Genomic DNA, 4,297 nt, shown 5'->3' with positions numbered 1-4,297 from the left:
CCGCTACTACATGAACAAACACGTCGCCGAAGTCGGAAGCCGCGCCACACAAAATGAGCTTGCTCTTATTCCCAAGCCAGGAACTAAGTTGGAAATCGTACACGGAGGGAAGTTATGACCGATCTTTCCGATGAACTGGCCGCCAAAAAAGCAGCAATCCGCAAGGCGCGGAACAGCACGAAACCCACCGTTCCGTCCGAACAGGTTTTAGCGATCCTGAAAGCCGACCTGGCTCGTGTTCAATCGGCAATCGACGTCCTACCGCACGAGGAACGGCGTGCAGGTTGAGTGGTCTTCTGAAGCTCTGACAGACCGAGCTGCCATCGTCGAATACTTGCTTCCTCGTAATCCGCACGCCGCCAAACGGATTTTGCTCCGGCTGATCGACGCCACCACAGACCTCGCCCTATTCCCTTACATAGGGCGTGAAGGCACGGACGACACCCGAGAGTGGGTTATCGTCCATCCTTATGTTCTACTCTACGAAGTAGATGAAATCTCAAAAACAGTTTTTATACTTAGAATATGGCATATGTCGCAAGAACGTTAAGTTATTTAGAATTTTCTAATTTTTTTCTTTACAATATCGCATTTGCCCGTATTTGTAACTGTGCTGTCATTTCCTATTTTTACACTTTCTGTAAAAGTTAAGTCAGACCTGCTTATAACTCTTTTTGTTTGAAGTATTCCTATATTATTAGACCAAGTCACTTCATTATTTCCAAAAAAAGCCTTTTCTTTATTTGTTGCATTAGCATCTTCAACATAAAATGTTACAGTTTCATTGTTTTCATCTAAAGTGAAATCAAAAGTTCTTTCTGGAACATCTTCATGTTTAGGCATCACGCAATGCAAATAAACTATCCCCCCTGCATTAGCAGTTCCGTAAAATACGACGGGAAAAACCATAAAAAATAACATCAATTTTTTTAACATCATATCCTCTACACTATGCTAAGAACACATTATAACAATTTTACCATAAAATTTGTAAACATACATATGAAAGGTACTTTTGATATGGAACTAAGAGAGTTTATCAAAGAGACTCTAGTATCAATTGCCATGGGCGTGCAGGAGGCAATAAATGCTCACCGCGAAGAGCCTAGTTCAGTAGGGGCTATCAATCCCGTTTGGGGAGCAGATTCCAGTGCAATTAACGCCGATCACAAACAAAATGTCGAATTTGACGTAGCTGTGACGGTTACCGGCAAAAACAGTACTGCTGGGAAAGCTGGGATTAAGATTTTCAGTGCGCTCGATATCGGCGGCACAGATAGCCGCTCCCTTGAGCAAAGCTCGGTGAGTAGGATTAAATTCACAATCCCTATTGTACCTGCGGTGGAGATAGTGAACGGTCCAATAAAGGATAATAAATCAGAACCCCATCCCATAGTCACGCCCTCGCTTCCTAGCACGTGACAGACCTCGGGACCGGATTTTCTGGACCTCATTCAGGCACTTCTGTTCGTCGGCCTTACGGGCTTCTTCAGCGGCCCGTAATTCTCGCCGGACCATATCCTGAAAGGCCAGCTCTTCTCGCTGGCGCTCCGCTTCTCGCTCCTGCGCTACTTTCTGACCGATCCGGCGAGCCAGTCCAACCGCCAACCGTGCCCGTTTCTCAAGGCCAGATAACAACTGCTGCGCCTTCTCCGCCGCTTTTCGAGCCGCTTCCAAGACCCGATTACGCTCCAAGACGACCGCATTCTGCTGACCACGCTCTGTCACCGGATCCCGGTTAGGCTCTTCCCGCGCCGCTTTCCGCTCCATGTTAGACGCTGCCACACCGAGATGAACGGTCGGCTCCTGTTGGATCCCCTGACGGGCAAAGCTCCGATGATCCACCCGTTGCTCGATTTTATGCCGCTCTAAGGCCGCATTAACCTGCTTCGCCCAGACCTCCCGCAGTTGCTCAATCTCGACTGAGGCCGTCGAGGACACGTCCAACAACCGGGTTTTCACGCCCATACCATCAACATCGACCGTCCGGGTCGTGGTCAGGATGTGCGCGTGATAGTTCCGATTATCCCCTTCCCGACCGGGTTCATGGATCGCAACATCAGCCGCTACGCCATAGCGACGCACTACTTCAGCGGCGAATAATCGGGCCAAGTCTTCCCGAGAAGCTGCGTCCAACTCGGCGGGTAACGCTAACTCATATTCCCGGCCCGTCTTGGCGTCCTTCCGCTTCTCGGCGGCCTCGGCTGCGTTCCAAAGCCGCTCCCGATCCAATGCCCAGTCCGCACCATTGGGAGCTACGATGAACGCCGAGACTACACCCTGTTTTCGAGTATAGTCATGCGTGACCCCCTGCCGTTCGTCTATCATAGATACTCCCGAGCGATAGGCCGCCGCAGCTACGACGCTGCGGCCAACCGAACGCGAAATTGCTTTGACAGACAGATGATAAATCGCCACGGTTTTCTCGAATAAGGTAGGGTTCAGGGAAGGAACATCCCTGACGCACGCATTGGAACAATGCTAAAGTGCGCCCTTCCTGCTGTCGCAGCAAGGGTTGGATCATGAAAAATAGACCGGTTCTTATAGGAACTGCCATTATATTTTTTAGCAGTGGCATGCTCATCATGAGCACTCTTGGATGGGTGATTGCACTGCCAATGTTTTTAATGTCGTTATTCTCTTTGATCGCAGGAAACAGAAAATGACGCCTCTCGAAAAAGCTCGACAACAAGTCGAACAGGCCAAGGCTCGATACCAAGCCCTACTCGCAAAAGAGAGTGCCGAAGCACGCAAACTCGATACACGACGAAAGGTTATTCTCGGTGGGCTGCTGATTGATGCGGCTGGGAAGGATGAACGCTTCGGCCGCGTTATCGATGAACTGGTGCAACGCATCTCTCGCGAACATGACCAAAAGGCGTTCAACGGCTGGCAGAAGCCCGAACCTGAACAATCATGAGCAATGACCAGGAACTAGACGACGGTCTGGCCGCCTTCGAGCAACTCGGCCAGACCATGAGCGAGACAAACCAGCTCCTACACCAGATTCAAACCAGTCAAACCAAGCGAAATCGACAAGAAAACGTTCTATCATCCGAATTACAGAGTGCTCTGAAGAAAGCCACAGAAGCCTCACAGAACGCGCTACAGGCGTCTAATGTCGAATTTCGCGCCAACCTACTGGGGGTCGGATCAACGGCACTCCTGACGCTTTTAATAGCCTCTGGGGCAGGATATTGGATTGGTCATCGATCGGGATTGGAGCAAGGGCAAGCGGAAGGCTATCACACCGCACTGGATGAACGAGCCGCAGCGAGCTGGGCCAATACCCCGGCCGGACAACGCGCCTATCGCCTCGATCAACAAGGGAGCCTCGACATGTTTACCCGTTGCGTCGCTCCCGGTTGGATCAAAGAACGACAGAAAGATGGAGTTGTCTGCTATCCCAAGCCTAACGCCGATGGACTGACAAGCGGTTGGTATCTTCCCTGACTGAACAAAGTGAGGGGATGACCTACTAGCTTCTCCTACTTTCTGAGCATTTTTTTTGTTTTCAACCAACACTGCTCTTTGAGGTTCCGGGCGAGCGCAAAGGGGGAGCGGCGTAGCCCGCCCAAAGGGCGTCGGAACAGGCATAAAAACAAAGTTTTCCACCGAAAAAAGAAAGGACTACAGGATAGATTAAATATCTTTATTCTATCTAGGAAATCCGCAATGCTCGTTTTTCGTTGGGAATCTGCAAATATAGCTTCCCATTAGGTATCACCCAGTGATACCTTTAGATATCACCCAGTGATACCTAATAGGTCCCTATACAAAGGTTCCCCACATGCAGAATGTGACTCGCCTTAAAACACGCAAAGATAGACTTCAGGAAGATCAAGCCGACCTTCTTAAACAGGCTCTACTACCGTTCGCAGACAATGGCGGAGCTATGGGGGATGCTGTTGGGCGACTGTATGTCCAGATTAAGAACTTTACGACACCAGACCCCGGAACTACGGAGCCATTCGTCATGATCCGTCCTGCTCAAAATCGCGCTGTTACACGCTGGATTATGGAAAACAGTAAGCGACCAATCAAAGCTATCGATGTCTGGATGCTATTGTTTGAACACCTATTGCCACATACGGGCCAGATTATGCTGACCCGCGAAGAAATTGCAGAACAAATTGGCATTCCAGTCAATCACATCAGCCAAATCATGAATGAGCTGGTGACATTCGGGGCAATCTTCTCCGAACGTGAAAAAGTAGCTGGCATGCGCGGACCAGGCCTGGTCCGCTACTACATGAACAAACACGTCGCCGAAGTCGGAAGCCGCGCCACACAAAAT

The 4,297-nt window shown here is 49.9% G+C and carries 8 protein-coding genes; 6 read left to right on the top strand and 2 right to left on the bottom strand.

The window, feature by feature from the left end; genetic code table 11:
- Nucleotides 1-114: 114 nt before the first annotated feature.
- Nucleotides 115-288, top strand: coding sequence for a hypothetical protein (locus KB213_RS11890; protein ID WP_211683435.1), 174 nt, complete (start codon nt 115-117; stop codon nt 286-288).
- The gene (locus KB213_RS11885; protein WP_346266716.1) at nt 236-550 is read left to right on the top strand and encodes a type II toxin-antitoxin system RelE/ParE family toxin; all 315 of its coding nucleotides are present in this window, start codon (nt 236-238) and stop codon (nt 548-550) included. Before KB213_RS11890 ends, KB213_RS11885 begins: the two co-directional genes overlap by 53 nt.
- A 5-nt stretch (nt 551-555) precedes the next feature.
- On the opposite strand, the gene KB213_RS11880 is transcribed toward KB213_RS11885, so the two are convergent.
- Entirely contained in the window at nt 556-939 is a 384-nt protein-coding gene (locus KB213_RS11880; RefSeq protein ID WP_211683431.1) for a hypothetical protein, read from the bottom strand.
- Nucleotides 940-1,002: 63 nt separating this feature from the next.
- Here KB213_RS11880 and KB213_RS11875 point away from each other — a divergent pair, with 63 nt between their 5' ends.
- On the top strand, nt 1,003-1,422 hold the full coding sequence (locus KB213_RS11875; protein WP_211683429.1) for a hypothetical protein: 420 nt from the start codon (nt 1,003-1,005) through the stop codon (nt 1,420-1,422).
- Here the strand turns inward: KB213_RS11875 and mobQ are convergent.
- The gene (mobQ, locus tag KB213_RS11870) at nt 1,378-2,418 is read right to left on the bottom strand and encodes a MobQ family relaxase (RefSeq protein WP_211683427.1); all 1,041 of its coding nucleotides are present in this window, start codon (nt 2,416-2,418) and stop codon (nt 1,378-1,380) included. The genes KB213_RS11875 and mobQ overlap by 45 nt on opposite strands.
- 244 nt (nt 2,419-2,662) lie before the next feature.
- Here mobQ and KB213_RS11865 point away from each other — a divergent pair, with 244 nt between their 5' ends.
- The 3 genes from KB213_RS11865 to KB213_RS11855 form a co-directional block, all read left to right on the top strand.
- A complete protein-coding gene (locus KB213_RS11865) occupies nt 2,663-2,920 on the top strand; it encodes a mobilization protein (RefSeq protein WP_211683425.1) in 258 nt (85 codons plus the stop codon).
- A 56-nt stretch (nt 2,921-2,976) separates the two neighbouring features.
- Complete coding sequence (locus KB213_RS11860) at nt 2,977-3,453, top strand: replication protein (protein ID WP_249110563.1); 477 nt, start codon at nt 2,977-2,979, stop codon at nt 3,451-3,453.
- A 337-nt stretch (nt 3,454-3,790) separates the two neighbouring features.
- On the top strand, nt 3,791-4,297 hold a 507-nt coding region (locus KB213_RS11855), incomplete at its 3' end, for a hypothetical protein (protein ID WP_211683421.1).

The sequence above is a fragment of the Neokomagataea anthophila genome (genome assembly GCF_018122595.1).
In the GTDB taxonomy this organism is placed as follows: Bacteria; Pseudomonadota; Alphaproteobacteria; order Acetobacterales; family Acetobacteraceae; genus Gluconobacter; species Gluconobacter anthophilus.
Note: the sequence above shows the minus strand (reverse complement) of the source record. Positions and strands in the feature narration are given on the sequence as shown.

What these genes read in the sequence shown, in the direction of transcription:
- KB213_RS11880 (WP_211683431.1), bottom strand. Translation starts at nt 939, where the DNA reads ATGATGTTAAAAAAATTGATGTTATTTTTTATGGTTTTTCCCGTCGTA.
- KB213_RS11890 (WP_211683435.1), top strand. Translation starts at nt 115, where the DNA reads ATGACCGATCTTTCCGATGAACTGGCCGCCAAAAAAGCAGCAATCCGC.
- KB213_RS11875 (WP_211683429.1), top strand. Translation starts at nt 1,003, where the DNA reads ATGAAAGGTACTTTTGATATGGAACTAAGAGAGTTTATCAAAGAGACT.
- KB213_RS11860 (WP_249110563.1), top strand. Translation starts at nt 2,977, where the DNA reads ATGAGCGAGACAAACCAGCTCCTACACCAGATTCAAACCAGTCAAACC.
- KB213_RS11865 (WP_211683425.1), top strand. Translation starts at nt 2,663, where the DNA reads ATGACGCCTCTCGAAAAAGCTCGACAACAAGTCGAACAGGCCAAGGCT.